Raw genomic sequence first — 26,346 nt, forward strand, 5'->3', positions numbered from 1 at the left:
GCTGGGGAAGGCATGGTGCAGCGGCTCAGGCGCAGCAAGTTGTTCGTGCCGGGCAATCGCCCGGACCTGATGAGGAAAGCGGCTGCCGGCCCCGCCGACAGCCTCTCGTTCGATCTCGAGGATGCGGTGCCGCAGGACGGCAAGAGCGGCGCCCGCGAGATCACCGCCGCCTTCCTGGCGGCCGGCGCGTCAGGCTGCGGCAAGCAGATTGTGGTGCGCGTCAACGCCCTGGACACGGGCCTGATGATCGCCGACATCCTGGCGGTCGCGTCCGCTCCTCTGCATGCCATCAATGTTCCCAAGTGCGAGAGTCCGCGCGATCTGCATGTTGCCGACGCGGTTCTCGCCCATGTGGAGGCCGGGCGCGGCCTGCCGCGGGGAAGCATCGGCCTCATGGCCACCATCGAGACACCGGCGGGGCTGCGCAACGCCCACGCGATCGCGGGCGCCTGTCCGCGCGTGGACGCCATCCAGCTCGGCCTCGGTGATCTCAAGGCCGTCACGGGCATGCGGCCGCAGACGCATCGCCTGGGTGCCGTGCGCACCCTGGTGATCCTGGCGGCCGCCGAGGCCGGCATCGCGGCGTTCGACAGCGCCTTCGTCAATGTGGTGGACGCTGCCGCCTTCGAGACCGATGCCACCGAGGCGCGCGATCTCGGGTTCGCCGGCAAGAGCTGCATCCATCCCAGCCAGGTCGAGCCCTGCAACCGGATCTTCGCTCCGGCGGATAGCGACATCGAGGAGGCGCGCGCCTTGCTGAGAACATATGACGATGCCGCGCAGCGCGGCATCGGCGCGGTCCTGTTCCGCGGCCGGCTGGTCGATGCCGTCCATGCCGCCGAGGCGCGGAAATTCCTGGGTCAGCTGTCGTGAGCGGCCCCCTCGACGGCCTGCGCGTGATCGACGCGGCATCGCTGTTCGCCGGCCCGGTGATCGCGAGCCTCCTGGGTGATTTCGGCGCCGATGTCATCAAGGTCGAGCATCCCGGCGGCGACGCGCTGCGCAAGACCGGCTACCAGAAGGACGGCGTGCCCCTGTGGTGGAAGGTCGTGGCGCGCAACAAGCGCTGCATCACGCTCGACCTCAAGAAAGGGGGCGACATCTTCAAGAAGCTTGTCGCCGGTGCCGACGTGGTCATCGAGAATTTCCGTCCGGGAACGCTCGAGAAGTGGGGCCTGGGCTGGGACGTCCTGTCCGCCATCAACCCGCGCCTCGTCATGGTGCGTGTCACGGGCTTCGGCCAGACGGGCCCCTACAGCAGCAAGCCGGGCTTCGGCACGCTGGCGGAAGCCATGAGCGGCTTCGCGCACATCACCGGCACGCCCGATGGTCCGCCCACGCTGCCGCCGTTCGGACTGGCGGACGGGATCGCCGCCCATTACGGCACCTTTGCGACCATGTTCGCGCTCTATGAGCGCGACGCGAAGGGCAGCGGCAAGGGACAGTTCATCGACCTGTCGCTCTATGAGCCGATCTTCGCACTGCTGGGCTACCAGCCGACCCTGTTCGATCAGCTCGGCGTGATCCAGGGCCGCACCGGCAACCGCTCCGTCAACAATGCGCCGCGCAATGCCTACCAGACCAGGGAAGGGCGTTGGGTCGCCCTGTCGGCAGCCGCGCCATCGATCGTCGAGCGCGTGCTGACGTTGACCGGCGGACCCGCGGCCGCGGCCGATCCGCGGTTCAGGACGGCGCGCGGCCGTGTCGAGCATGTCGAGGAGATCGACGCCATCGTCGGCGGCTGGATCGGCCGGCACACGCTGGCCGAGGTGCTGCAGGCGTTCGAGGCCTACGAAGGCGCCATCGCGCCGGTCTACGATGTCGCCCAGATCTTCGAGGATCCGCAGTACGCGGCCCGTTGTGACGTGATCGACGTGCCGGACGAGGAGCTGGGGACGGTGAAGATGCAAAACGCCTTTCCGTTCATGTCGCGGACGCCGGGCCGCGTGCGGCATGCCGGCCCGCGGCTCGGCGCCCACAACGCCGATATCCTGGTCCGCGAGCTCGGCCTCACCGAGGCCGAGCTCGGCGACCTGAAGAGCCGGGGCGTCATATGAGCGTGCCGATCTGGGACGCCTATGTCAGCGAAGCCGACCGGCAGGTGATCAGCCGGGCGCGGTTCGGCCGGCGCATGGGGTTCGGCCGGCGTCCGGCGCTGGTCGTGATCGATTGCCAGCGCTACATGGTGGGCGAGCGCGACGCGAGCCAGGACCTCTACCCCTCATCCTGCGGCGCAGCGGGATGGGCTGCCGTCGACCAGATCCTGCGTCTGGTCCGCGCCGCACGCGCGGCCGGCGCACCGGTATTCTTCAGCCGCTTCACGCTGGATCCCGGCGGCGCCGATATCGGCGTCTATGGGCGCAAGCGTGATCTGCTGCAGTCGCCGTACTGGTGCCTCGAGGGCACGGTGGGGGCGGAACTGGTGCCCGAGCTGGGTCCCGAGCCGGGCGACATGGTGTTCGTGAAGAAGAAGCCGTCCGGCTTCTTCGGCACACCGCTGCTGGCCTATCTCGTCGACCGGCAGGTCGACACCGTGATCGTGTGCGGCGGCGCGACCTCGAACTGCATCAGGGCCACCGTGTTCGACGCGTCGTCGTACAACTTCCGGACCATCGTGCCGGCCGATGCGGTGTTCGACCGGATCCAGGTGTCGCACGCCATCAGCCTTTTCGACATGGACCGCCAGTTCGCCGACGTCGTGCAGACCGATGCCGTCGTCGACGTCCTCTCGCGCTGCCGCGACGGAGAGTTGCCCCTCCCTCTTCCCGCGAGAGCGGGGAGAGGGAGGGGCCCATCGCGAAGCGATGGGAGGGTGAGGAGTAGGGCCGGTCAAAGCATGCGCAGGGGGTAGACATGCTGCCGCTGCTGCGACACCCCGGCATGCCGAGATTGGACGTTCGTACCCCTCACCCTCCCGCCCTTCGGCAGGCTCAGGGCAGGCTGCTGCGCGCGGGCCCCTCCCTCTCCCCGCTCTCGCGGGGAGAGGTGTTGGAGATCGGGATGACGGACTGACCCTCGATTCAGGACGACGATGGAGACGCAGATGAGCACAACCGTGGACCCCGCTCTCATTTCCAACGATTTCCTGCGCGTCAGGCCGGACTGGCTGGCGCTGCGCACCGAGGCGGTCTTGGAGCCCGACCTGCCGATCGTCGATCCGCACCATCACCTCTGGGATCATCCGGGCAACCCGTACCTGCTGTCCGATCTGCTGGCGGACACCGGCAGCGGCCATAGCGTCATGGCCACGGTGTATGTCGAAGCCCGGTCGATGTATCGCGCTGGTGGCCCGATCGAGCTGCGCTCCCTGGGCGAGACCGAGTTCGTGAACGGTATCGCCGCCATGAGCGCAAGCGGCGCCTATGGGCCGACCGCCGCCTGTGCCGCGATCATCGGCAACGTCGACCTCAGGCTGGGCAGCCGGGCCAGGGCCGCGCTCGAAGCGCACGTGGCGGTGTCCGGCGGCCGCTTTCGCGGCATCCGCAACGTCTCGGCCTGGCACCCGGATGGCATCAAGGCAACCAGCGCGAGCCCGCCACAGGGATTGCTGCTCGATCGCGGCTTCCGCGACGGCTTCGCCTGCCTGGCGCCGCTCGGCCTCACGTTCGATGCCTGGCTCATGCACACCCAGCTCGACGAGGTGCTCGACCTGGCGCGGGCCTTCCCCGACACCACCATCGTGCTGGACCATGTCGGCGGTCCGGTCGGCATCGGTCCGTATGTCGGCCAGCGCGAGGCGGTGTTCGCGGCATGGGCCGCCGCCATCCGCGCGCTGGCGCGCTGCCCCAACGTGAACGTCAAGCTGGGCGGCCTCGGGATGCACCTGATCGGGTTTGATTTCCACGCCCGGCCGCAGCCGCCGTCATCGCAGGACCTGGCTTCCGCCTGGAAGCCTTACATCGAGACCTGCATCGCCGCGTTCGGCGCCGGGCGCTGCATGTTCGAGAGCAACTTTCCGGTCGACAAGGGGACGTGCAGCTACCGCGTGCTGTGGAACGCCTTCAAGCGGCTGACGACCGGTTTCTCCGCCGACGAGAAGGCCGCCCTCTACAGCGGCACGGCGCGCAAGGTCTATCGCCTGCCCGGTTGAGTGTAGGGCCATCAGCATCAGAACATCTGCTGCGGCAGCCACAGCGCGATGCCGGGGAACAGCGTCAGGACGAGCACGCCGGCCAGCAGCAGCACGACGTAGGGGAGCGAGCCCCAGCTGACCTCGCCGAGCGAGGTCTTGGCCATTCCCTGGAGGACGAACAGGTTCATCCCGACCGGCGGTGTGACCAGGCCGATCTCCAGAAGGATGACCAGCACCACGCCGAACCAGATCGGATCGAAGCCGGCCGCCGTCATGATCGGGTGGACGACGGGCAGGGTGAGCAGCATCAGGGACAGGGCATCGACGAGGCAGCCCAGCACCAGGTACATCACCACCACGACGGCGAACACCACATAGGGCGCCAGGTGCGCGCTCTCGATGGCGGCGACGATGGCGCGCGGGATGCCGGCGGCGACCAGCGCGAACGACATGATCTGGGCGCCGACCACGATGAACAGCACCATCGCGTTCGTGCGCAGCGTGTCGAGCAGGCTCTTGCGCAGCGCATCCATCGTCAGCCCGCCGTAGAGCGCCGCGACCGCCACCGCGCCCGCCGCCCCGACGCCGGCCGCTTCGGTCGGGGTCATCACGCCGGCATAGATGCCGCCCATGACCAGCCCGATCAGCAGCGCCACGGGCACCAGGTCGCGCAGCCCCATGAGCCGCGCGCGCCAGGGCACTGATTCGCCGAGGACGGGAAACTGCCCCGGCATCAGCTTGGCGTGGCCGGCCAGGAACACCATGAAGATCGCGGCCATCGCCAGGCCGGGGATGATCCCGGCGATGAACAGCTTGCCCACGGACTCCCCGACGGTCGAGCCGTAGATGATGAACGGGATCGACGGCGGGATGAGGATGCCGAGCGTGCCGCCGGCGGCGAGCGTGCCGGTCATCGGCCGCACGCCGTAGCCGCGCTTCTGCATCTCCGGGATGGCGATCGAGCCGACTGATGCCGCCGTGGCGACGCTCGAGCCGCACAGCGCCGCGAAGATGCTGCAGGCCAGGATGTTGGTCTGCGCCAGGCCGCCGGGGACACGGTTCAGCCACAGCGCCAGGCTGCGATAGAACCGCGTGCTGATGCCGCTGTTCAGGATCACCATGCCCATGAAGATGAACAGCGGCACCGCGGTCAGCACGAAGCTCTCGAGCGTGTTCCAGACGACGGATTCGAGGCCGCCCAGCAGGGCCGGCTTGACGATCCAGATGCCGATCACGCCGGCTGCGCCGAGGCTGATGGCGATCCACACGCCGCCGAACAGCAGGGCCAGCATCACGCCGAAATAGATCGCCGCCACGATTTCCCAGCTCACGCAGCACCTCGGCGCAACAGGTTCAGGGCCTCGAGAAGCTCGGCCAGCATCTGCACGAACAGCACGGCGAGACCAAGCGGCACGAAGGCCTGGATCGGCCACAGCACGACATTGGTCGCCGTGACCGAGAACGAGCCGCTGTGGTAGCTGTCCAGCACCAGGACCGCGCTGCGCCACACGAGCAGGCCGACATACGGCAGCCCGACCAGGCACCATGCCACCCTGAGATACCGGCGCAGCCGGTCGGAAAGGCGGTCGGTCACCAGCGTGACTTGGATATGGTCGCCGTGAAGCAGCGCGTAGCCGAGCGCCGAGAACGTGGTGATGACCAGCAGGTAGCCGGACAGCTCGTCGGCCACCACCATCGGCGCCGTCAGGATCCGCCGCGAGATGACCTGCACGGTGATCAGCACGATCATCGCCGTCAGGGCGACGGCCCCGACCGCCACGCCCGCCTGGCTCAGGCGGGCGGCAATGGTCGACAGGCGCATCGGGCTACTGCAGCTTGAGCGCCGTCAACGCCTGCTCGAGCGCGGCGCTGCCCTCCGGTCCGACCTTGTCCTTCACGTAGCTGCGATAGACCGGGATCAGGTTCTTGCGCGTCTCGACATGGGTCTCGGGCGGCACCTGGACCACGGCCTTGAGCTGTCCCTTGTCCTGCATGCGCTTGATGGCGCCGTTGTCGGCCTCTTCGACGACCAGCTTCTGCCAGCGGTCGGTCCACCAGTCGCCGACCTCCTTCACGGTCTTCTGCAGCTCGGGCGAGAGCTTCTTCCATGAGCTCTGGTCGACGGAGATGTAGAAATGGGCCACCGGGCCGTCGATCTTCAGGAAGTAGGGCGCCACCTCGTAGAGCTTGGCCGTCTCGATCGCGACGGCGGCGGTCAGCACGCCGTCGACGATGCCCCGCTGCGTCGCCGGATAGACCTCGGCCCAGACCACGAAGGACGGCGCGGCGCCCCAGGTCTTCACGTATTCCGCCTCCAGGCCGCCGGCGGTGCGGATCTTCTTGCCCTTGATGTCGCCCAGCCCCTTGACCGCCTCGCGCATGACGATGTTGCGCGGCGGGTAGGCGCCCCAGCCGATCGGCTCGACACCGTTCTTGCGCAGCGCGGCGTAGATCTTGGGCCACATGATGTCGCGCAGGATCTTGCGCTCCGCGTCGTTCAGCGCGAGGTACGGCAGGTCGCCCAGGAGCAGCGGCGGCGCGTCGCCGAACGCCATGCTGCCGACGATCTCCGACATCTCGACCAGTCCCTTGGCCGTCACGCGCATGTACTCGGGCGCCTTGTAGGGCAGCTCGCCCGCGGCATAGAACGTCACCTCGACCTGGCCGTTGGTCCGCTTCGTGATCTCGGCCGCCAGCTCCTTGAAGCGGTCGACGAACACCTCCTGGCCGGCCGGAATGATCGAGACGAACTTCCACTGGTGCTTCGCCTGTGCCAGCGCCTGGCCGGCGCCGAGCAGGCTGCTGATCGAGAGGGCGATTGCCGCCGCAAGCCACGTCATCCGCTTCATGATGGTCCCCGTCAATGCATGCGCGCCTCAGCCGACCGCACCTGAGGCCGCAGGCAGGCTAACACCCGTGCAAGAAGGCGGTCAAAGAAAATTGTAGACAATTTTGAGTGCCCGCCTCGGCGTGGAAGCGACGCCGCTTGTCGTCGACGGCATCATGTATGTTACGGCGCCCTGGAGCGTCGCTCACGCCATCGATGTCCGCACGGGCAGGAAGATCTGACCCCGCCGGCAAGTACTGGGTCGCAGGCGGCGGCGGCACGATCTGGGATACGATCACCTTCGATCCCGAGCTGAACATGATCTATGTCGGCACCGGCAACGGATCGCCGTGGAACCGCAAGGTCCGCAGCCCGGCCGGCGGCGACAACCTCTATCTGGCGTCGCTGGCGTCGCTGAACGCCGACACCGGGAAGTACGTCTGGCACTACCAGGAGACGTCCGGCGATTTATCGGCGCTGGTGCCCATCCCGCCGCGGTGGTGGAGCGCGACACCCCGCGGCGCGACCGGCAACGGTGCAGCGACCACCAGCGTCGCAGCAGGTCGTGTTGCCCGTCTCGAGCGTCGGACCCTCGACCTGCTTGAGATGGCCGGGGATCTATCGATCTGTGAGCCGAGGCTCGAAGCTCGCGGCGGCGAGGCCGTTGGGGGTGCTCATGTCCCAGACCAGAACAAGGACGAGTGCCACCGTCACAAAGCCAAAGAGCATGGCCAGCAGCCTGGCCTGGCGGTCCCGCGACATCGACCCCTCCCTCATGCCTGCCCAAGTGCGTTTTGGGCCACGCGCAACGTGTCCGTATCCCACGGGCCCTGAAAAGCGACGTGCATTTCACGGCCGGGTACGATCAGTCGGACCGCACCTGCCGCCACATCGATGCCGCACCAGCGCTTCGGCGAGAGGTCAATGACGAGCGATGCCCAATCCGGGCGTCTCGTCGACCTGCAGGATGAGCCAAGTCCGAACTGTGTCCGATGCAAGATTACATCGCCTGCGTCGAAGCAGCAGTGCGTGATGTCCGGGTGGCCGACAGCGAGCTGGACGAAAGTCGTCTCTGACCCTCGAAGCTGGTCCGTAAACTCACTGAAATCGGCGAACTGATCGAAGCGACACAAACGCCCCATAACGCTCCCCATTGCTTACAGCGTCGAAAGCCGCTGCGCGGCTTGTTCTCGTCCGAGGGGATGCGTCGACCGCTTATATTGCGATCTGAAGATATTATCGTAAATCGTTGCTACATTAGCGTGTCTTGGGTGGGTTGTCAGTATTTTTACGGTTCTTGCATTTGCCCGTCAATTCTTGTCATGCCGGGAGCCTGAACGTTTGGTTTCACTGGCGATTATTCGACGCATTCTTTCGGCCAGTGAAATCGCCCGTTTGGTCGGCGATGTGGCGCCGTTCGTAAGTATCCCGAGCTTCGCGGAGCGATACCAGTATGGTTTGTAGGACCTGGACGAGCTCAACCGCCTCCCGGGGATCTCCGGCACGGCCCGACGAAATCAGTTCCTGCTGCCTACTGATCTGAAACTCGGTCTCCGCAATGCGTTCTTCCACCCGAAAGCGCTTCCCGCCGCGCCGGCCGCTCGGCGGGTGAGTAACGCATCTGACGTCCTTGCAACCAGGACATTCAAAAGTAAGAAGTTCATAGGGGCAGGTACGAAGGGTTCGCTGCACGAGCGACATCCGGGTCCCGCATGCCCTGCAGAGAGGGACTTTACCGATACTCTCGCCAATCTCGCTATTGGGCATCGACGGCCCCTGAGCTGGTCGCAAACGCGGTTTTGGAACGACGAACTCAACGGCATGTCGGCCACGAGGACGCTGTCCAGTCTCGCAACAAGGCTGGGCATCGATACCACCACCTCAATTCCCGTATCCATTGACCCTTGGGCCAACTTGCCGAATATCAGTGGCGCACGCGCCGCACGTCGAGGCCTGAGACATGCGTGCGGGTTCGACCACGCCCGCCTGGATCGCCTGCTCGTCGCGCGACGCGCTTTCCCCGCGCATGCGGCGCGGTAACGACCATGACGCGGTCGTTCGGCTAGCGTGTCGGATCCGCAGCGACTCATAGTTGCGCATTGGCATTGCGCGCACGGGCTTGTTCAGGCAGCGCCGGTGGACTGCATGATTTGCGAGTCATTCACCGAATCCGAAGCAATGCAGCTTCATCCGAGAAAGCGCATCCGCGCTCGATACCGTCAACCAGAGCTTCTGGCGGTAGTCCCGACGGATCAACATCCCTGGCCTGGATTCACGAGTGCAGGCCCCAGGCAGCAGGCGCGATGCTCGGTCGTGATGGGTGAAGTGGCGGTGTGTAGAGCGTGGGAGGGGGCGATGACTCACGACCGTGGGGATACACTGTTGGCTTCGTTCTTTGTCTTTGTGACCGTGACCCTCGTCGTTGTTCTGGCCTGGGACATCAGCACGCCGAACGGTCTCGTCGCAGCGACGCTGCGGAGTCTCTAGCTTGGGCTGGGCTGAAATTGCCTGCCGCCTGCCACGTACCGTCAGGGCGCTCGAAAACATCCACGCGATGGTTTTTGCCGGGCACGAATGCTTTGGAGTAGTGGCTCCGCGAATGGAGAATTGTCCGGTAATCGCTCTTGACCTTCAACAAACGAACATGGCGAAGTGCTTGCGGCTCGGTCGCCGCGAAAGCTGTTAGCGTTTCCCTCAGTTTCTTCTTGTCCGACGTCACACCCTCGACGGCGGCCAGCACGCGAGCCCTCAGATGCAAGTCGCGGATGCGGGCAATTCCATCGGTATCCAGGTCAACAAAGGTCGCTCGGTAGACCAGCGTCGCACCATCCTCTTTCGCCGGCTCGCGCACGATGCCGTAGGCCGTCTCCTCGTGCAGGCGTCCCGAGGGCGAATGCTCGGGCTTGTACGACACCACGATGCGGTCGAACCGGTCCTTCAGGTCCTCGCGGAAGGTCGGCCAGTCGATCGGATCAGGCATGTCGTCGATGGTGCGGCGGCCGCTTTGGCCCGCTTGATATTGGATGCTGTTGAGCAGCGGGCGGTCGATCAGGGTCAGCACGAAGGCGTCGACGGCGTGATGCCGATGGTCGGTGCGCAGCTTGCCGCGCCAGTCGTCAGGACCTTCGTCCGCAGCCTCGGGGCGATTGCCCCAGAGATAGCGGTTCAGCCCCCAGAGCCGGCGCAGCATGCCGGTCATGCCGCCCGGCACAACCCAGACTTTGCTGCGCATGACGCCGTCGACGGTCTCGCTAGGCACGACGCTGGTCAGGTACTGGCGCGCGACCCGGGCCAGGTACGCCGTGTCGACGAGCTGCCGGGCGAGGAAGCCGCCAGTGTTCTCGATGTCGGCCATCACGTCCCGGGGCAGGCTGCCCTTGGCGCGCTGCTCCTCGCGCAGCAGCCGATCCTTGATGAGCTGCAGCGCGTCGGCGCGGAAACGCCACTGCTTGGCCCACGGCAGCGCCGAGGCGCGCAGGGCGATGGCATCCCAGTCATAGGATTGGCCGCCGATCGTCGGGCTCGTGCCGAATGCATCATGGGGTGTGCGATCGCCCTTGTCGCGGTTGGCATGACGCATCGCGATCGTCAGGTTCGACGGGCTGTCGTCCAGTGTCAGGGTGAAGGGCAGGATGTGCTCGATCTCGACCTTGTCGCTGAACAGCGTCTTGATCCCGATCGGCTCGCCCGTGTAGACGCAGGCACGGTCGGCGACATTCTCGCCCAGCTCCTCCCACAGGCGCATGCGCAGCAGCGCGTCGCCGCGCAGGGCGATGCCGGCCGCCTCCAGCTGCTGCTTGCGGCGCTCGTTCTTCTTCTGGTTCTCGAGCTGCCGCGTCTGGGTTTCCCGCTTCTGCTCCCGCGTCTGCTTCAGCTCGCGCGCCAGCTCGACGACGATCTCGTCGGGATGACCGTAGGCCGCGATGATCGCGTCGAGCAGCTGGCGCAGCTGGTTGAGGCTGACATGGACGGTCGGGTTCGTGATGCGGCCGTATTGCTGCTCGTCGGCCGAGCCCGACACGCCGCTCACCGGCACCATGTAGCGCTCGAGGATCTGGCCGTAGTAGGGCGCGTCCGTGAACACCTCGCCGGTGCTGAAGTCGGAATGGTGCCGATAGCCGGCGGCCTGCACGGCTTCGTCATAGTGCATCAGGCCGCCGTCCTTCGATGACACGCCGTGGCGCAGGTGGTGCACGATCCTGGCCAGCGCCGTGCGGCCCAAACGGCCGTAGCCCTCCGGCAAAGGTGTGCCGGCGACACCCGCGGCTGCCTCCAGCGCCAGGCCCCAGCTCGTCGTGGCCACGCGCAGCACCTCGTCCTCGCGCTCCTCGTCGAGCAGGAAGCGCACGACCTCATCTTGCTGCTCGACCGCCATGTCATGCCACGACTTGCCGAAACCATTCTTGGCCAGCTTGTACGCGACGACGTCGCCCTTGAGCCCGTCGCGGCGGTCGTCCTGCAGGTTGAAGGACCAGACGTTGTCGATTCCCAGCAGCTTGCGGATCTGGGAGAAGCTGTATTTCTCGCGGCGCTTCAGCTCGTGCAGCACCTTGTCGCGCTCCTGCCGGCCGAGCCGCCGGACCTGCCCGGTGCGCCGATGGCGCAGCTCCAGGTTGGCGAGCTCCTGCAGGATGCGGAACTCCTGCTGCAGCGGCAGCGCCAGCGGCGCGCGCCGCTCACGCTTGTGCGGGTCGGGCTCGGGATCGAGGGTGCATGGACCGGGCTCCACCGGGCGCAACGGCCGTTGATAGAAGATCGCATCGCGGATCGCGGCGCGGCCCTCCTCGGTGAGAGCGGGATGGTGCGCCGCCTGCGCCGTCCATAGCGCGTCGAACTCGGCTTCGACCATGTCGCGTGTGGGGTAGAGGTCCCATTCGAGCTTGTTGCCTTTGCCGGCGTGGGCGCGGAAGCGCACGGCCGCTATCGGCAGCGTCGATCCGTCCGGCGCGCCCCGTGGCGTGCGGTCCTTTCGATACGCCGCGTAGAAGTACTCGCCCAGCGTGCGCCGGCCCGGTGTCCGGCCGTCGAGCTTCGCCGCCAGCGCCGCGGCGCCGGCCTTCATGCCCTGTGCTTCCTTGTCGTCGGCCTTCTTGTCGGTGCGGCGGTTGCTCTTGAAGCCGCGGCGCTGGTTGAGATGGAAGAGAGCGCGGCCCAGCTCGTGCAGCGTCAGCTGCTGGTCGAGCCCTTCGCCGCGCAGCGCCCATGGGTCGAGCGCTGCCAGCGCCTTGCGCGCCGCCGGGTCGGCCGGCATGAGGCCATGCGCGATCAGCAGCTTCATCAGGTCGGCGCGGCGGTCCAGGAAACGATCCCGCCGTCGGCGGGCGGAACGGGGGGTGCGCCGCGCCTCGGCAAGCGAGGCCCCCGACTGCGGGTCGCGACCATCCGGGAATATCCGCACGCCCATGCGGCGAATGCGGACGGGATGCATGCGGCCGTCCTTGCCCGGCTTGCCAAGGTCCGTGATGCACCAGCCGATCGAATTGGTCCCCAAATCCAGCCCGAGGCGAAACGGAAGCGTCCTCTTCATCTGCTCTCCACCCCAAAGTTTTTGTTATTATTGGATTCATCCCACGACGATCAGCCGCAATGCGTGTGCTGTCATCCGTATTGACAACCTCCTGCCACTCTATCACGATATTTGCAGCGGGTGGAACGTAGATATGCCTAGCCGATGAGAGAGCGCGGTCCCTCCGTTAACAAGCCCTCCGCTTCGGCGGATGGGGCACAAGATCGGGGCTCCCCGCGGGGAGCCCCATTTGTTTCGGTGGATTTCACCGCCGGTCGGCAGTACACTTTTTCTGAAATGAAATAGAAAATGCCGTCCAGGCATCAGCGGCCAATGGAGGATTTGATGACCGGCCATCCCGACGACGCCCATATCACCCATGATCCGGCGTACAGCGTGGTCGCACCCGACGACTTTCCGGCGATGATCGAGGTCGACCGCTACGAGACGCGGTCCGACGCCTTTGACGGCATCATCGGCCAGACCCACGACCATTTCTGGGATCCGTTCAACCCGGCCTATCTCGACTACGCGCAGCCCTTCGACGTGACGCGCGAGTACATCATGCCGCCGGAGCGGGTGCTGGAGCTGAACACCGCCGTCTCCGACCGTCTCGACGAGGGCCAGCGCGTCCGGTTGGCCAACAACATCACGCGCTTCCGCATGTCGGGCATCCTGCACGGCGAGCAGGGCGCGCTGTCGCTGTCGGCCTCGCTGTGCGACATCCTGCTCGATCCCGGCGCCCAGGAATACGCCGCCAACCAGGCGCGCGAGGAGGCGCGCCACGTCGCCGGCTTCGGCCGCTACATCAAGGCCCGCTGGGGCAAGGCCTATCCCTGCGCGCCCGAGCTCGGCAAGTTCCTCAACGACATCGTGCTGTCGCCCATCGTCTACAAGAAGCTGGTGGGCATGCAGATCATGCTCGAGGGTCTGGCGATGGGCGCCTTCGCCGACACCTATGCCTACACCCGCGATCCGCTGCTGAAGCGGTTGATCCAGCTGGTGATGACCGACGAGGCGTTCCACCACAAGTTCGGCAAGATCTGGGCCGACCGCACCCTGCCCAAGCTGACGCCCGAGGAGCACAACAAGGTCGAGGACTGGGCCGCCCACGTCTTCGAGTCGCTGCTGTTCAACCTCACCAGCATCAGCCAGCGCACCTACATCTACGAGGAGCTCGGGCTCGACTGGCAGTGGGTGCGCGATGCCGTGCGCGAGGCCTATGGCCGCGACAGCCGGCGCAACTCGATGCAGGAGAGCACCAATATCTTCCGGGTGCTGATCAAGACCCTGCTCAAGGCCGGCATCATCACCGAGCGCACGAAGCACGTGTACAGCCCCTGGGTCGACCTGGGCGAGCTGGTCGGCGAAGGCGACTCGATGGTGGGCGATGCCATCGCCGCCGATGGCATCGAGTACCTGCGCGAGATCAACCGCAAGCGCCGCGGCGTCAACCTCAAGGCGACGGCGGCGTAGCGCCATCCGGTTCATCGCGAGCGCAGCGAGCGGAGGATCGCCTGGGAACGACGCGTGATGCGTCTTCCTGGCGATCCATTGTTGCCGCCGGTTGAGCTGCGCAACGGAATGACGGTGCTGTCGGCGCCTGTGGCTGGCCGGCCGCGCCGCGTTTACAACAATGCGCGAATATGCGACGGTCGTTTCTTCGTGTGGTAGCATGAGGGCGCGAGCGGCGTTCGAAGTATGCGTATGTGGTCCAGGCTCGCGCCGTTGCGCCTCCTTGCGCGGTGCATCAGCGCGTACGGAGCCCCTGCCGGGATGCGCATGTGGTGGGGCATGCGCCGGCGGGGCGGTGATGAACCCAGCGCCGTGATTGTGCCGGGGTACGCCCAGCCGGTGTGGATAAGGCCCGGCACCTCCGACGTCGCAGTGTTCGAGCGGATGTTCCTGCGCCACGCGCTCGACGCGAATTCCTATCCCCAGCAAGGCCGCGTCGACGCCCGCGCCCGTGAGCTCGGGGCGCGCGCCGTCGTGATCGACGGCGGCGCCAATATCGGCCTCGCGGCCGTGTGGTTCGCGCGCCGCTATCCGCAGGCGAAGATCATGGCGGTCGAGCCTGATCCCGCCAATGTCGCGATGATCAGGAAGAACGCCGCAGGCTATCCCAACATCGTGACGGTCCAGGCGGGCCTGTGGGACGGTCCGGCAAGCTTGCAGATCGTGAACCCCGAAGCCCGTCCATGGGAGCGGAAGGTCGGCGAGGTCGAGCAGGCACCGACCGCCGGCACGGTCCGGTCCGTCACCGTCAACGAGCTGCTTGCCACCGCCGGCGGCGAGCCGCTGATCGTCAAGCTGATCATTGAGGGCGCCGAGAAGGCCGTGTTCCGCAGCAATACCGAATGGCTCGATCGAACGCCGCTGGTGATCTACATGCCCGGGGATTGGGCGCATCCCTGGGACGGCGCCGGCCGGACCGCCATGGCGGCGCTGGCCCGGCAGCCCTACGACTGGATCGTGCGTGAGCTTTGCGTCTTCTGCTTTCGCGATCCGGCAGCCGCGCCCACAGAGATCTCAGCTCCCGCTCCGGCCAGGTGCGGCTAGGCGCAACACGCCTTCCGTCATTCCGCGTATGTGACTTGATCCTTCCCCGGAGGGCAGGGCGATCGCGTATGGCGTGGGGGCGGCCCGGACGGGAGGGTCACACGCTGGGGGCGCGCCACTCCGTGGCGCGTCCTGCTCATAGCCGATGCCGCACGGCATCTGCGGTGCTGCCCACACGGTCGGCTCATGCTCGTGGGCAGCGCCTCGAGCTGTCGTTATGACGCGCCACGGAGTGGCGCGCCCCCAGCGTGTGATCGCTCCGCCGAGGCCATAGCGATCGCCCTGGGGGAAAATCCCCGGCAATGAACCGCGCTTCTGGCACCCACACAACGGTCACAACCGCCGGGGCTCCAGTGCCGCCCCGGATGGGGAACCTTCCGCACGACCTGTCGTCTACGCGTGACACACGACTGCGTCTGCATGCGAAGAGGGTTCGCGATGGCGGCGGCAAGGTTCGGAGAAGGTGCGACGCTTCCCATTCTGGGTTCGATCGCACTGCATATAGTGGTCATTGGCGCGCTGATCGCCGGACGGCCTGGCACCCTTGAGGAGATCGCCGTGACCGCCGGTCGCGACGCCGCCCTTGGCACGGGAGCGATTGCCGTCGACCTGCAATCCTTCCGCGGCGCTCACAAGGCGGCGCGGCCGGCGCCGGACGAGGCGCCGGACATGACCGCGACCGCTGCTCCGGGCGCGTCCGAAGCCCCACCCGGCGCCGTCGATCGCACCCTCCTGCCGACCGACCGGCAAGCGACATCCGCGCCCGGCACGTCTGCGCCCGCGGCGCCGGCCGCGGGGGCCGCGCCCAACGCCGAGCAGCCGGGGACCGGCGGCGACAGCATCTCCCGTTCGGTCATGCGGTTGCCGCAGCCCATGTCCATGCCGGAGCAAGGGGCGTCCGACATCGCTCTTGCCGCGGTCGCTGCAAGCCACACGCCGGTGCCCGGCATGCCGATGCCGAAGGTGCAGAAGCTGGCGCCGGTCGCCGCTGCCGCGCCGCAGCGCCCGGCCTCGCCGACGCCCGACGCACATGATCAGACCCTGGTGCCGTTCGACGCCACGCCTGCGGCCGCCACCGCCGAGCCGCGCGCCGATGCGCCGCCTGATGCGCCTCTGTCATCGACGAGCACGGCTCCGACGGGACCGGAAAGCGGCCCCGGCGTCTCGACCCGAACCACCATTCCGCTCGACCTGCTGGCCGTGCCGACACCGCCGCCGCCGCCGGCGGCAGCGCCGTTGCCACCGCCGCCGCCACCGGCGCCTGCGACGGCAACCGTCTCGCCGCCGCCGGCGGCGGCTACGACGACAGCCCCGCCGAGCCCACCGGCCGCGGCCAAGCCGCCGGCAGCCAAGCCATCGGCGCCCAAGTCACCGGCGCCCAAGTCACCGGCGCCGAAACCGCGTGTCGTGCGACGGCCTCCACCACCACCGGAGCCGACGCCGACGGAGATCGTGATTCCACCTGACCCGGAGCCGGTTGTCGCGGCTCCGGCACCACAGCCCGTGTGGTCGCCACCACCACCATCACCACCACCGTCAGCGCGACGCGGCAACCGCGCCGACGATCCGTTCGCGCGCCATGGCCTCGACGGTGCCGGCGGCGGTGCCAGCGGGTCCAGCGCCGCTGCCGGCGGCAGTGGCGCCGCCGGCACGGGGACGGGTGGTAGCGGTGCTGGTGGCGGCAGCGGTGCCAGCGGCTCTGGCGCGGGCAGCGGCAGCGCGGGCAGCGGTTCCGGTTCCGGCGCGGGCAGCGGCAGCGCGGGCGGTGGCTCCGGTTCCGGCGCGGGCAGCGGCAGCGCAGGCGGTGGCTCCGGTTCTGGCGCGGGCAGCGGCAGCGCGGGCAGTGGCTCCGGTTCCGGCGCAAGCAGCGGCAGCGCGGGCGGTGGTTCCGGTTCCGGCGCAGGCAGCGGCAGTGCGGGCAGTGGCTCCGGTTCCGGTGCAGGCAGCGGCAGCGCGGGCGGTGGTTCCGGTTCCGGCGCAGGCAGCGGCAGTGCGGGCAGTGGCTCCGGTTCCGGTGCAGGCAGCGGCGGTGCGGGCGGTGGCTCCGGTTCCGGCGCAGGCAGCGGCGGCGCGGGCAGCGGTTCCGGCTCCGGCGCGGGCACTGGTGGCGGGGCCGGTGGCTCTGGTAGCGGCGGCGGATCCGGCAGTGGTGGTGCAGGCGGTGCCGGCGGCGGCTCTGGTGGTGGTGCCGGTGGTGGCGGCTCCGGAGGCGGAGGTGGAGGTGGAGGTGGAGGTGGTGGCAGCAAGTAGACCACGGCGTGCCGTCATCGAAGCGCGTGCCGTGGTGCGCGCCTTGCCATCATGCCTGGACCACGCGCGGCACTGGTCGCGCGCTGCGCGACGGATCATCCGGCGCCGCAACAAAGACTCCATTTCACGCCGTTGCCCCGCTACGCTCGATGCATGCAGGGGTGCCTTCGCCCGACGCTGCGCGCGGTTCGACCGCCTTCCCGATACCGCGCCGCCGCGCGGTGCGCGGCCGTCGCCATTGCGCTTGCGCTGGGGTTGCACCAGCCGGCGCGAGCCGAGCCGGCGGGCGAGGCCGCCGGCGATGTCAGCGCCGAGCCGCCGCCGGATGCCAAGGGGCCGCGCCCGACCCCCGACGCCCTTTGCCGGACGCTGGCGCAGGCCGCTGCCGAGAACGATCTGCCGGTGGTGTTCTTCACGCGCCTGATCTGGCAGGAGAGCCGGCTCGACCCTGAAGCGGTGAGTCCCGCCGGCGCCCAGGGCATCGCGCAGTTCATGCCGCAGACGGCGGCCGGACGCGGACTCACCAATCCGTTCGAGCCAATCCAGGCCCTGCGCGAATCGGCGAGCTATCTGCGCGAGCTGCGCACCACGTTCCGCGGCAGCCTGGGCCTGGCGGCCGCCGCCTACAATGCCGGCCCCAGCCGCGTCGACGCCTGGCTTGCGGGTCGTGTCGGCCTGCCCGACGAGACCCGTGCCTATGTCTTCCTCATCACGGGGCTTCCGGCCGATGCCTGGGCCGTGCAGCCGCCGCCTCAGTTCAAGGATCCCGACGCATCGAAAGACGTGAGCTGCGTCGACCTCGCCAGGCTGATGGCGGACAGCCCGCGCCGGCGGCTCACGGCCAGCCCGGCCTGGGGCCCCTGGGGTGTGCAGCTCGCCGGTCATTGGTCCGAAGGCCGCGTCCTGGCCACCTATGAGCGGTTGCGGCGTCGCTTCGATGCCGTGCTGGGTGATCGGCTGCCGCTGGTGCTCTATGCCCGCCGCCGCGGACCGGCGCGCTACATCGTGCGGGTGTCGGAAAGCAGCCGCGCCAATGCCGAGGCCCTGTGCGCCCGGCTGCGCGCTGTCGGCGGCGCCTGCATGGTCCTGCGCAACCCGGGCTGAGCTCCGCTGCGCATCCGGCGCAGTGAAGATGACGGTTTCCGCGCGAGGCTATCTCTTGTCCCAGGTGTTGCGGTAATCGTCATGATCCCGGCGCTCGTGCAGCCAACGGTCCCGGTCCCAGCGCTGGTTCCGATGCTCGCGCTCCCAGCGCTCGCGGTCGATGCGCTCCGCTTCGGCCAGCCGCCGCTCGCGCTCACGGTCCCAGCGCCACCATGCGTCGTGATCCCAGCGCTGGCCGCGATGGGCGCGCTCCCAGGCTTCGCGATCGGCATGTTCACGCTCGCCCGACGGCAGGCGCCACCACTGGGCGTGCGCGGGCGCGCCGATGGAGACGAGCGACGACGGGGCCGATACGCCGCCGGTCACGTTGATGCTCATCATCGCCGCGACCATGAAGGCGCCGGCGCTCATCCATAGATTGGACATTGCTCGAGTCCTCCGAATACCGATCGCGGTCTCATTCGGCGCCGGCAATATGCTGCCGCCATGATCGGATCTCGCCGCTTTTGCGGTCGGGGCTGACACGATGCTGATCGATCCGTGCGTGTGGGCACCGGTATTTCTTCTTGTTCTCTTAAAAAGAATATAGTAATAGTGAACGCGACGGTGCTTCATCATCCCGAGCTGCGCTCGGGATGATGATGGTGTGCGCCTGATTCAGGGACGGCCAACGTCCCGCTGAGAGTGAGGAGGGCACGATGGGCAAATTTGCGATCGTTTCCGTCGATTTTTAGTCGACATGAAAGACGTCCATCAAGTTCATGATATGAAACAGAAAGAATATTTTTAGTATTTTTGGTAATTTCCGTAACGCGTTTCTTGGATATTTTTTTGTGTCCGAATTGTGTCTGCCTGTAAAGGAGCGCCCATGACTGCCGGCCGCAGATTGCGTGACATCATCGCCCGCGAGGGCCTGGCGCATGCCATGGCGGCGCACAACCCGCTGTCGGCGCGGCTGGCCGAGCGGGCCGGCTTCCATGCCATCTGGGCCAGCGGCTTCGAGCTCAGCGCGGCCTATGGCGTGCCCGACGCCAGCCTGCTGTCGATGACGCAGCATCTCGACATGACCCGCGCCATCGCCGAGCGCGTCGCGCTGCCGGTGGTCGCCGACATCGACACCGGCTACGGCAACGCCATCAATGTCATGCATGTGGTCGCCGCCTATGGCCGCGCTGGCGTCGGGGCCGTGGTGATGGAGGACAAGCTCTTTCCCAAGGACACCAGCCTGCTGGCCGGCGGCCGGCAGGAGCTGGTGCGGCTGGAGGAGTTCCAGGGCAAGGTCGCGGCCGCCTGCGCCGCGCGGCCCGACCCGGACCTTGTCGTGATCGCGCGCACCGAGGCGCTGATCGCCGGCGCCGGCCTGGACGAGGCGCTGGCGCGCGCCCACGCCTACGTCGCCGCCGGCGCCGACCTCATCCTGGTGCACTCCAAGCAGAAGACGCCGGCCGAGGTCATGGACTTCGCGGCGCGCTGGGACGGCAGCCGGCCGATCGCCCTGGTGCCGACCGCCTATCCCGAGCTGACAGAGGCGGCGATGAAGGCGACCGGCAAGATCGGCCTGGTGATCTACGGCAACCACGCCATCCGCGCCGCCGTCACCGCCATGCAGGAGGTCTTCGCCCAGATCCGCCGCGACGGCGGCATCGCCCAGGCCGACCGCCGCATCGTCTCGGTCGAGGACATCTTCGAGCTGCAGGACGTGCCGGCCATGAAGGCGGCGGAGAAGACCTTCCTGCGCTGAAGGCACGCACCGCGACTCGTCAGCGCTGCGTCACGCATTCAACATGGAGAACGTCCTCCATGCCACCGAGCAGAATCGGCGCGAGGTCACGCGCGTGTTGGCCCCGGCCGAGCCTCACCTGCTTACATCCCGCCGTCGCGGTAGCCGGGCTGCAGCGAGGGCGTCGCCGGCGCGTCGCCGGATGGCCGCGGCCGTCCGAGCGCGGCCAGCGCACGCTTCGGTGCCGGCGCACGGTCGAGGCAGGCGGTAGCGACCTGGACCGCCGGGGCGGCCAGCTTCTCGGCGATGATGTGGCACGCGACCAACGCGGCAGCGGCCGTGGCCATGCCCGGCCGCAGGCGCGGGTCGTACAGGGTCTCCAGCATGATGCGGTCGATGGCGGTGAGCTGGGCCTGGTCGGCGTAGGTGTAGCTGAGCACGCTCAGCGCGGCATGGGCATGGGCGCGGAAGCCGAAGCCGTGCATGGCCTCATGGTTGATGCAGCGCTGAATGCGGTCGGGGTTGGCCAGATTGAGGTGGATTTCTGCGCGCAGCATGCGGCCGTCCTCGGTCCAGTCGACCGACGAGCGGCAGGGCGAGCGCCCGGCCACGGTCCCGGCATTGGGGCGCACGACGAAATTGGCGCGCGGGTCGCGTCCGCCGACACGCGTCACCGGCACGCGCGCGATCGCCGCCAGCCCCCGCACCGATGCCTCGACATCGGCGGCGACATTGCCCATGCCGGGCGCATCCGAGATCGCCAGGTAGATCGGGCCGGTCCAGCGCGCCAGCTCGGTCGCCGGCGCGGTGTTGACCCGCAGGGTGGCGTCATCGAAGGCATTGGCGACATCCGCCAGCGACAGCCGCACGGGCTCGTCGCCGGCGTGGCCGGCCGCCGGTGCCACGCAGGCCACGCCGACCATCAACGCCATTCGCGCCATCCGGCGCCGCCATATCGTGGTCGCCATCACCATCGTCTCGAAAATGACTTCTCTGCAAAAGCGATGAGCCAGTCCGGCTTGGAAAATTCCAGCTATCTTAGTTCGTTAGAGGGTAAATTTGATCTTATTGATCACATTAGGTCGGGGTGTTTCCGGTCAGTTCGGGCGGGCACGGCGGCCGAACAGCGCCAGCTGTCCGCCATCGTCACGGCTGCCGCATTGCGCGCCGGCATCGCGGGCGCCCAGCCCGAGCTTCTCGGCAAGAACGGCGCAGGCTGTCGGCGCCGCCTCGGCGGGCTTCATGCCGGGCCGCAGGCGGGGATCGTACAGGGTCTCGATCATCACCCGGTCGAGCGCCGAGAGGTCGATCTGGCGGGACTGCTTGTAGCTCAGGATGCTGAGCGCCGCATGGGCGTGCGAGCGGAACCCGAAGGCGTGCATCACCTCGTGGTTGATGCAGCGTGTCAGCGAGCCGCGGCCGCCGAGATAGATCTCGACCTCGGCGCTGGCGATGCGGCCGGCCTGCGACGCGACGGCGGCGCGGCAGGCGGCCCGGCCGCCGGTGGCGGCGGGGCGGACGAGGAAGTTGCGCCGCGGGTCGTCGGCGGCGACCCGCGACACCGGCACGCGCGCGATCGACGCCAGGGTCCGCACCGACGCCTCGATCTCGGCGGCGCGCGCGTGCAGGCCGTCGCCGTCGGCGATGGCCAGGAAGATCGGTCCGGTCCAGCGCACCAGGTCGGCCGGCTGCGCATCGTTGACCCGCAGCGCGGAGTCGTCGAAAGCCTGAGCCGCGTCCTGCAGCAGCGCCGGCGAAAGGGTGTCGCTGGCCTGGCCGGCAGTGGCAAAACCGCTGGCAATCCCCAGGGCGAGGAAGGCTCGAGCCGCGTGCAGGCGGCCCCATCTCAGGTTAATCATTTTGCCTAAAATAAATTTTCGACAATCGAGCAAGTTTATTGAAAACGCGAAATATTCGAGTACATTAGAGGCTGATCTTGCGTTGATCAAAGACATTAGGTCAGACTCATAACGGATTTGATCCGGGGCGGTGTGAACGGACGTCGTCGGCATTGTCTTGGTCCGCATCCCGATGCGGAGCCGGGATGCTGACGACAGCTGGTGAGCCGGATGGCGGTCGGTCCCTCTCCCAAGGGAACCGCAGGTAGAGGTCGTGAGTCTATACGGCCACAAGCCCTTGGGGCTATGGCTGTTCTGTGACCAATCGAAAACAGGGTTGTGGATTGTGCTGGGGCGCGGCCGTCGCCGCGCCGTGTGGCGCTTGCGATCGCACGGGCGTCCGCCGCACAGTGCGCGCCGATGCGATCCGATCCTGGGAGGCCGACATGAAAGCTGCCGAACGCAGCCGCCTTTTTCTTGAGCTCGACCTGGCGCGCAACGGCAAGCAGACCGGCTTCATCCGGGTGCCGCATTCGGTGCACCGCTCGGCCTATGGCTGGCTGCCCATCCCCGTGGCCTGCATCAAGAACGGCGACGGGCCGCGGGTGCTGATGATGGCCGGCAACCACGGCGACGAATGGGAGGGCCAGCTGGCGCTGGGCGGGCTGATCCGCGACCTCGAGCCGGCGCAGGTGCGCGGCCGGCTGATCATCCTGCCGTCGGCCAACTTCCCGGCGGCGCAGGCCGGGCTACGCACCTCGCCGATCGACGACGGCAACCTGAACCGCAGCTTCCCCGGCGACCCCGACGGCGACGTCACGCGCCAGATCGCCTATTTCATCGAGCATGTGCTGCTGCCGCAATGCGACTACGCCTTCGACTTCCACTCCGGGGGCAGCTCGCTGATGTACATCCCCAGCACCCTGTGCCGGCGCGATCCCGACCTGGCCGCCATGGCGCGGCTGCTGGGCATGATGAAGGCGTTCGGGGCGCCGCTGGGCTGGGTCGGCTCGGCGCTGCAGGGCCAGGACCGCACGCTGACGGCGGCGGCGCGGCGGCAGGGCGTGGCCAGCATGGGCACCGAACTGGGTGGCGGCGGGCAGGTCACGCCATCGGTGCTGAAGCTGGCCGCGGAGGGGATGCGCCGGCTGCTGGCCCATATCGGCGCTTATGTCGGGCCGGTGCCGGCCACGCCCGACACGCGCCTGCTGACCCTGGGCGGCAACGACTACTATGTCTATGCCCCCGACGGCGGCGTGTTCGAGCCGCTGGCCGAGCTGGGCGACGAGGTCAAGCGCGGCCAGCCGGCCGGGCGCATCCATTTCCACGACACGCCCTGGCGCACCCCGGCGCTGGCGCATTTCGCCCATGACGGGCTGGTGATCTGCAAGCGCGTCCCCGGCCGCACCGAGCGTGGCGACTGCCTCTACCACCTCGGCTCGGCCTATCCGGGCTAGGCTACTCCGCCGCCTGGGCGACTGCGGGCGCGTGGCTCTGGTCCTCCGCCATCCACTTCTCGCCCAGGGCCGAGAGCTGCTCGAGAACGCCGCCCAGCTCGCGGCCGCGGGCGGTGAGGGCGTACGTGACCTTGGGCGGGATGGTGGGCTCGTAGTGGCGGCTGATCAGCTCGGCCTGCTCCAGCGAGCGCAGCCGCTCGGTCAGCATCTTGGCCGACACGCCGGTCACCCGACGCTTCAGCTCGCCGAAACGCTGCGGCCCGTGCTCCCCCAGCGTGTACAGGATGTAGGTGGTCCACGGACCCATCAGGATGCGCAGGATGAAGTCCATGGGGCACGACACTGCGTTATGCCGTTCGTCGTTCATTTGTCCTCCGGTGCGCGCAGGCTGCCTTGGTCGGCGCGCTTCCCCCACGAGAACACCGGAGGTGTTACCCCTATTCCATAAAGTCACTGGATAGGGGGTCGATCTATAAAATTCACTAATACACCGATAAGACACACTTTGAGATCGGCGGCCTCACTTCTTGCTGATGTTCCAGAACACCGCCGCAGGCCCGGGCAGCCAGCCCTGCATGCGCTCCTTGCGGTAGGCGCCGAAGGCCTTGTACTGGCCGACGACGAGGTAGTGCGCCTGCTCCATGATGCGGTCCTGGACCTTGTCGGCCAGCGCCTTCTTCTCGGCGTCGTCGGTGGCGCGGGCATAGGCGATGCGCAGCTTCTCCAGCGCCTCGTCGCAGGGCCAGCCGAACCAGGCCTTCTCGCAACCGCCGCTGGTGAAGATGTTGGCCACCGGGTTGGCCGAATCAACGGCGACCGAGGTGGTGAAGAACATGTGCCAGCCGCCCTGCGCCGGCGGGTCCTTCTTGGCACGGCGCGACACCACCGACTGCCAGTCCATCGACTGCATGTCGACCTTGAAGCCGACCTTCTCCAGCTGCGCCTTGGCGACCTGCGGCAGGCGGTTCGACGACTGCAGGTCGGTGGCGTGCAGGATCACGATCGGCGTGCCGTCATAGCCGGACTCCTTGAGGAGCTGGCGCGCCTTGTCGAGGTCCGGCTTGATCAGCAGGTCGCCGTAGGTCTTGCCGTTGGGCGTGCCGCAGACCAGCGGCGCGTTGCAGGTGCTGTAGATCGCCTCGTCGCCGACCTGCGCCTTCAGGTAGTCCTCCTGGGCGGTGGCATAGAGCACCGCCTGCCGCGCCTTGACGTTGTTGAACGGCGCGTGGAGGTGGTTCATGCGGGCGATGATCTGGCTGCCCAGCGCGTTCCAGCCGTAGAGCTCGATGTTCTTGTCCTCTTTCAGGACCGGGAACAGGTCCGGCGGCGGCAGCTCGATCATGTCGATCTCGCCGGCCAGCAGCGCGTTGGCCGCGGTCAGCGGATCGGGGATCGACAGCCATTCGATGCGGTCGACCTTGGCGACCTTGCCGCCGGCAAGGCCCGAAGGCGGCTCCGCCCGCGGCTTGTACTTCGGGTTCTTGACGTAGACGACCTTGTCTCCCGGCTTCCATTCATCGAGCTTCAGGATGAACGGGCCTGAGCCGACGAACTCCTTGATCTGCTGGTTCGACGGCGTCTCGGCAACCCGCTTGGGCATGATGAACGGCACGGTCGAGCTCGGCTTGCCCAGCGATTCCAGCACCAGCCCATAAGGCTCCTTGAGCACCAGCTCCACCGTCCTGGGGTCGACCGCCTTGATCTCCTTCACGAACTGCCAGAGCTGCTGGCCCATGCCGTCGCGCTCGGCCCAGCGCTTCAGCGACGGCACGACGTCCTCGCTGGTCACCGGCTGGCCGTCGTGCCACTCCAGCCCGTCGCGCAGCGTGAAGGTCCAGACCAGCTTGTCGGCGCTGACCTTCCAGTCGGCCATCTGCGGCCGGATGCGCAGATCGCTGTCCTGCGCCAACAGGGTGTCGTAGACGAGATAGCCATGGTTGCGCGTGATGTAGGCCGTCGTCCAGATCGGGTCGAGCACCTTGAGGTCCGAATGGGCGACCACGCGCAAGGTCGTCTGCGCCTGCGCCGTCGATCCCAGCAGGCTCAGGCCGATCAGGCCGGCCGCCAGCGCGATCCTCTTGCCGAACATGGACATTGTCGTCGTACCCCCGAAAGCCGTGCCGCCTTGGCGTGTCCGTCGACGATAGCAGCCGTATCGTCGCGGCGCCAAGACGCCGCCAAGGGCCTGTCGCCAAGCCGGCTGAAGCGCTACGATCACGCATGACCGCGCCTGCCACCACCCTGTTCGTGTCGCACGGCTCGCCGACGCTGATCCTCGAGGATGTGCCGGCGACGCGCTTCCTGCGCCAGCTCGGCGCGGCGGTGGCGCGGCCCAAGGCGATCGTGGCTGTTTCGGCGCACTGGATGACGCGCGGCCCGGCGGCATCGAGCGCCGCGCGGCCGGAGACCGTCCATGACTTCTACGGCTTCCCGCCGGCGTTGTACGCGCTGCGATACCCGGCACCCGGCGCGCCCGACGTGGCGCAGCGGATCGCCGATGCGCTCCACGCCGCCGGCATGAGCGCGGCGCTCGATCCGGCCCAGGGGCTGGACCATGGTGCCTGGGTGCCGGCGCTGCTGGCATGGCCGGCGGCGGACATCCCGATCCTGCAGCTTTCGGTGCAGCCTTACATGGATGCCGCGCACCACGTCGCGATGGGGCGCGCGCTGGCGCCGCTGGCGGCCGAGGGCATTCTGGTCCTGGCAAGCGGCAGCGCGACGCATAACCTGCGGGCGCTGGCCCGCGACCGGCACGACCAGGTGGCGGACTGGGCGCAGCGCTTCGACGATTGGCTGGTCGAGCGTGTCGAGGCCGGCGATGTCGATGCTCTGGTGGATTGGAAGCGGCAGGCGCCGATGGCCCAGATGGCGCATCCCACGGACGAGCATTTCCTGCCGCTGTTCGTGGCGCTGGGCGCTGCCGGCGAGGGCGTGAAGGGCAGGGCGCTGCACCGCTCCTTCACGCACGGGGCGCTATCGATGACGTCCTTCGCCTTTGCTGCGACCTGACCTG

The 26,346-nt window shown here is 67.8% G+C and carries 20 protein-coding genes and 1 pseudogene; 12 read left to right on the forward strand and 9 right to left on the reverse strand.

All coding sequences use genetic code 11. From position 1 onward, the window contains the following. Positions 1-12 precede the first annotated feature (12 nt). The 4 genes from FHP25_RS09270 to FHP25_RS09285 all read left to right on the forward strand — a co-directional run bounded on the left by FHP25_RS09270 (position 13) and on the right by FHP25_RS09285 (position 4,090). A complete protein-coding gene (locus FHP25_RS09270) occupies positions 13-873 on the forward strand; it encodes an HpcH/HpaI aldolase/citrate lyase family protein (protein WP_147846646.1) in 861 nt (286 codons plus the stop codon). Next, positions 870-2,057, forward strand: coding sequence for a CaiB/BaiF CoA transferase family protein (locus FHP25_RS09275; protein WP_147846647.1), 1,188 nt, complete (start codon positions 870-872; stop codon positions 2,055-2,057). Before FHP25_RS09270 ends, FHP25_RS09275 begins: the two co-directional genes overlap by 4 nt. After that, positions 2,054-2,851, forward strand: coding sequence for a cysteine hydrolase family protein (locus FHP25_RS09280; protein ID WP_147846648.1), 798 nt, complete (start codon positions 2,054-2,056; stop codon positions 2,849-2,851). The genes FHP25_RS09275 and FHP25_RS09280 overlap by 4 nt, the downstream gene beginning before the upstream one ends. A gap of 192 nt (positions 2,852-3,043) precedes the next feature. Beyond that, positions 3,044-4,090, forward strand: coding sequence for an amidohydrolase family protein (locus FHP25_RS09285; RefSeq protein ID WP_147846649.1), 1,047 nt, complete (start codon positions 3,044-3,046; stop codon positions 4,088-4,090). A 17-nt stretch (positions 4,091-4,107) separates the two neighbouring features. Here FHP25_RS09285 and FHP25_RS09290 read toward each other — a convergent pair whose 3' ends face one another. The 3 genes from FHP25_RS09290 to FHP25_RS09300 are packed head-to-tail and all read right to left on the reverse strand — an operon-like array spanning position 4,108 to position 6,921. After that, on the reverse strand, positions 4,108-5,403 hold the full coding sequence (locus tag FHP25_RS09290) for a TRAP transporter large permease (protein ID WP_147846650.1): 1,296 nt from the start codon (positions 5,401-5,403) through the stop codon (positions 4,108-4,110). Continuing rightward, positions 5,400-5,894 carry a TRAP transporter small permease subunit gene (locus FHP25_RS09295; protein WP_147846651.1) on the reverse strand — a complete coding sequence of 165 codons (495 nt, stop codon included), beginning with the start codon at positions 5,892-5,894 and terminating at the stop codon, positions 5,400-5,402. The genes FHP25_RS09290 and FHP25_RS09295 overlap by 4 nt, the downstream gene beginning before the upstream one ends. Before the next feature lie 4 nt (positions 5,895-5,898). Next, entirely contained in the window at positions 5,899-6,921 is a 1,023-nt protein-coding gene (locus tag FHP25_RS09300) for a TRAP transporter substrate-binding protein (protein WP_147846652.1), read from the reverse strand. Positions 6,922-7,133: 212 nt separating this feature from the next. On the opposite strand from FHP25_RS09300, the pseudogene FHP25_RS41800 reads away from it, so the two are divergent. Next, a pseudogene (locus FHP25_RS41800) lies at positions 7,134-7,367 on the forward strand (PQQ-dependent dehydrogenase, methanol/ethanol family); the annotation flags it as partial. A 1,972-nt stretch (positions 7,368-9,339) separates the two neighbouring features. On the opposite strand, the gene cas9 reads toward FHP25_RS41800, so the two are convergent. After that, a complete protein-coding gene (gene cas9 / locus FHP25_RS09310) occupies positions 9,340-12,426 on the reverse strand; it encodes a type II CRISPR RNA-guided endonuclease Cas9 (RefSeq protein ID WP_147846653.1) in 3,087 nt (1,028 codons plus the stop codon). Between the two features lie 324 nt (positions 12,427-12,750). Between cas9 and FHP25_RS09315 the strand changes: the two genes are divergently transcribed. The 4 genes from FHP25_RS09315 to FHP25_RS09330 all read left to right on the forward strand — a co-directional run bounded on the left by FHP25_RS09315 (position 12,751) and on the right by FHP25_RS09330 (position 18,318). Continuing rightward, the gene (locus FHP25_RS09315) at positions 12,751-13,881 is read left to right on the forward strand and encodes a ferritin-like domain-containing protein (protein WP_147846654.1); all 1,131 of its coding nucleotides are present in this window, start codon (positions 12,751-12,753) and stop codon (positions 13,879-13,881) included. Between the two features lie 351 nt (positions 13,882-14,232). Further along, the gene (locus tag FHP25_RS09320) at positions 14,233-14,964 is read left to right on the forward strand and encodes an FkbM family methyltransferase (protein WP_178133409.1); all 732 of its coding nucleotides are present in this window, start codon (positions 14,233-14,235) and stop codon (positions 14,962-14,964) included. Between the two features lie 438 nt (positions 14,965-15,402). Then, entirely contained in the window at positions 15,403-17,214 is a 1,812-nt protein-coding gene (locus FHP25_RS40730; RefSeq protein WP_178133410.1) for a hypothetical protein, read from the forward strand. Positions 17,215-17,367: 153 nt separating this feature from the next. Next, on the forward strand, positions 17,368-18,318 hold the full coding sequence (locus FHP25_RS09330) for a lytic transglycosylase domain-containing protein (protein WP_178133411.1): 951 nt from the start codon (positions 17,368-17,370) through the stop codon (positions 18,316-18,318). Between the two features lie 48 nt (positions 18,319-18,366). Here the strand turns inward: FHP25_RS09330 and FHP25_RS09335 are convergent, their stop codons facing one another. Next, positions 18,367-18,729 carry a hypothetical protein gene (locus FHP25_RS09335; RefSeq protein WP_147846657.1) on the reverse strand — a complete coding sequence of 121 codons (363 nt, stop codon included), beginning with the start codon at positions 18,727-18,729 and terminating at the stop codon, positions 18,367-18,369. A gap of 457 nt (positions 18,730-19,186) precedes the next feature. Between FHP25_RS09335 and FHP25_RS09340 the strand changes: the two genes are divergently transcribed. After that, positions 19,187-20,059, forward strand: coding sequence for a phosphonopyruvate hydrolase (locus tag FHP25_RS09340; protein ID WP_147846658.1), 873 nt, complete (start codon positions 19,187-19,189; stop codon positions 20,057-20,059). 122 nt (positions 20,060-20,181) lie between these two features. Here the strand turns inward: FHP25_RS09340 and FHP25_RS09345 are convergent, their stop codons facing one another. Continuing rightward, positions 20,182-20,970, reverse strand: coding sequence for a DUF2927 domain-containing protein (locus FHP25_RS09345; RefSeq protein ID WP_178133412.1), 789 nt, complete (start codon positions 20,968-20,970; stop codon positions 20,182-20,184). Positions 20,971-21,135: 165 nt separating this feature from the next. After that, complete coding sequence (locus FHP25_RS09350; protein ID WP_178133413.1) at positions 21,136-21,897, reverse strand: DUF2927 domain-containing protein; 762 nt, start codon at positions 21,895-21,897, stop codon at positions 21,136-21,138. 425 nt (positions 21,898-22,322) lie between these two features. Between FHP25_RS09350 and FHP25_RS09355 the strand changes: the two genes are divergently transcribed. Beyond that, positions 22,323-23,333 carry a succinylglutamate desuccinylase/aspartoacylase family protein gene (locus FHP25_RS09355; RefSeq protein ID WP_147846661.1) on the forward strand — a complete coding sequence of 337 codons (1,011 nt, stop codon included), beginning with the start codon at positions 22,323-22,325 and terminating at the stop codon, positions 23,331-23,333. Between the two features lies 1 nt (position 23,334). Here the strand turns inward: FHP25_RS09355 and FHP25_RS09360 are convergent, their stop codons facing one another. Both FHP25_RS09360 and FHP25_RS09365 read right to left on the reverse strand, forming a co-directional pair. Next, positions 23,335-23,700, reverse strand: a complete 366-nt coding sequence (locus FHP25_RS09360) for a winged helix-turn-helix transcriptional regulator (RefSeq protein ID WP_218578290.1) — start codon at positions 23,698-23,700, stop codon at positions 23,335-23,337. A gap of 153 nt (positions 23,701-23,853) precedes the next feature. Beyond that, the gene (locus tag FHP25_RS09365) at positions 23,854-25,422 is read right to left on the reverse strand and encodes an ABC transporter substrate-binding protein (protein WP_218578291.1); all 1,569 of its coding nucleotides are present in this window, start codon (positions 25,420-25,422) and stop codon (positions 23,854-23,856) included. Positions 25,423-25,553: 131 nt separating this feature from the next. On the opposite strand from FHP25_RS09365, the gene FHP25_RS09370 reads away from it, so the two are divergent. After that, a complete protein-coding gene (locus FHP25_RS09370) occupies positions 25,554-26,342 on the forward strand; it encodes a DODA-type extradiol aromatic ring-opening family dioxygenase (protein WP_147846663.1) in 789 nt (262 codons plus the stop codon). Positions 26,343-26,346 lie beyond the last annotated feature (4 nt).

Origin of the sequence: Vineibacter terrae, from assembly GCF_008039615.1 — a bacterium.
Lineage (GTDB): Bacteria > Pseudomonadota > Alphaproteobacteria > Reyranellales > Reyranellaceae > Vineibacter > Vineibacter terrae.

What these genes read in the sequence shown, in the direction of transcription:
- FHP25_RS09270 (WP_147846646.1), top strand. Translation starts at nt 13, where the DNA reads ATGGTGCAGCGGCTCAGGCGCAGCAAGTTGTTCGTGCCGGGCAATCGC.
- FHP25_RS09360 (WP_218578290.1), bottom strand. Translation starts at nt 23,700, where the DNA reads ATGAACGACGAACGGCATAACGCAGTGTCGTGCCCCATGGACTTCATC.
- FHP25_RS09365 (WP_218578291.1), bottom strand. Translation starts at nt 25,422, where the DNA reads ATGTTCGGCAAGAGGATCGCGCTGGCGGCCGGCCTGATCGGCCTGAGC.
- FHP25_RS09370 (WP_147846663.1), top strand. Translation starts at nt 25,554, where the DNA reads ATGACCGCGCCTGCCACCACCCTGTTCGTGTCGCACGGCTCGCCGACG.
- FHP25_RS09340 (WP_147846658.1), top strand. Translation starts at nt 19,187, where the DNA reads ATGACTGCCGGCCGCAGATTGCGTGACATCATCGCCCGCGAGGGCCTG.
- FHP25_RS09335 (WP_147846657.1), bottom strand. Translation starts at nt 18,729, where the DNA reads ATGAGCGCCGGCGCCTTCATGGTCGCGGCGATGATGAGCATCAACGTG.
- FHP25_RS09295 (WP_147846651.1), bottom strand. Translation starts at nt 5,894, where the DNA reads ATGCGCCTGTCGACCATTGCCGCCCGCCTGAGCCAGGCGGGCGTGGCG.
- FHP25_RS40730 (WP_178133410.1), top strand. Translation starts at nt 15,403, where the DNA reads ATGGCGGCGGCAAGGTTCGGAGAAGGTGCGACGCTTCCCATTCTGGGT.
- cas9 (WP_147846653.1), bottom strand. Translation starts at nt 12,426, where the DNA reads ATGAAGAGGACGCTTCCGTTTCGCCTCGGGCTGGATTTGGGGACCAAT.
- FHP25_RS09285 (WP_147846649.1), top strand. Translation starts at nt 3,044, where the DNA reads ATGAGCACAACCGTGGACCCCGCTCTCATTTCCAACGATTTCCTGCGC.
- FHP25_RS09280 (WP_147846648.1), top strand. Translation starts at nt 2,054, where the DNA reads ATGAGCGTGCCGATCTGGGACGCCTATGTCAGCGAAGCCGACCGGCAG.
- FHP25_RS09350 (WP_178133413.1), bottom strand. Translation starts at nt 21,897, where the DNA reads ATGATTAACCTGAGATGGGGCCGCCTGCACGCGGCTCGAGCCTTCCTC.
- FHP25_RS09355 (WP_147846661.1), top strand. Translation starts at nt 22,323, where the DNA reads ATGAAAGCTGCCGAACGCAGCCGCCTTTTTCTTGAGCTCGACCTGGCG.
- FHP25_RS09345 (WP_178133412.1), bottom strand. Translation starts at nt 20,970, where the DNA reads ATGGCGTTGATGGTCGGCGTGGCCTGCGTGGCACCGGCGGCCGGCCAC.
- FHP25_RS09300 (WP_147846652.1), bottom strand. Translation starts at nt 6,921, where the DNA reads ATGAAGCGGATGACGTGGCTTGCGGCGGCAATCGCCCTCTCGATCAGC.
- FHP25_RS09315 (WP_147846654.1), top strand. Translation starts at nt 12,751, where the DNA reads ATGACCGGCCATCCCGACGACGCCCATATCACCCATGATCCGGCGTAC.
- FHP25_RS09330 (WP_178133411.1), top strand. Translation starts at nt 17,368, where the DNA reads ATGCAGGGGTGCCTTCGCCCGACGCTGCGCGCGGTTCGACCGCCTTCC.